The organism is Halomonas sp. ATBC28 (genome assembly GCF_005937175.1).
Classification (GTDB): Bacteria; Pseudomonadota; Gammaproteobacteria; order Pseudomonadales; family Halomonadaceae; genus Vreelandella; species Vreelandella titanicae.
Window position 1 is genome coordinate 1 of the sequence record NZ_VCQL01000218.1, and the last position, 382, is coordinate 382.

The following is a 382-nucleotide window of genomic DNA, read 5'->3' on the forward strand; positions in this document are numbered from 1 at the left end:
TGCCATTCTTTTTTTAAACTGCTGCTGGGTTTCCAGCCATTCCGGCGAATAAAGTAAACGGGTCATCCCACCCGCTGGGTCAGCGCCAAAAGAGGAAAGCCAGGGCAGCGTTTCTTCTATAGCTTGACGGAAATGTGTAATCATAAGAAAGTCCTGTCTCAATAATTATTGCGCAAAGGGATTTTTCGTTTCGTATGACGTGTTATAAAGCGCGTCGGAAATTAAATACTGGTAAATATCATCAACAATTTCGATGCCTTCGACGGCGGCTTTGCGTTGTTTAATATCCTGATCCTGTCCGGGATAATAAACCTGATTAAAACCGGGCGCGGGGGTAATGGTATTTAATTCGCGCATGGTCTGGCTAAGATGTTGACGGAAT

Annotated in this window: 1 protein-coding gene; it reads right to left on the reverse strand. The window is 44.5% G+C overall.

From position 1 onward, the window contains the following. Nucleotides 1–165 precede the first annotated feature (165 nt). The coding region (locus E0L35_RS26145) for a hypothetical protein (RefSeq protein ID WP_212751737.1) at nucleotides 166–382 on the reverse strand (217 nt) is incomplete at its 5' end.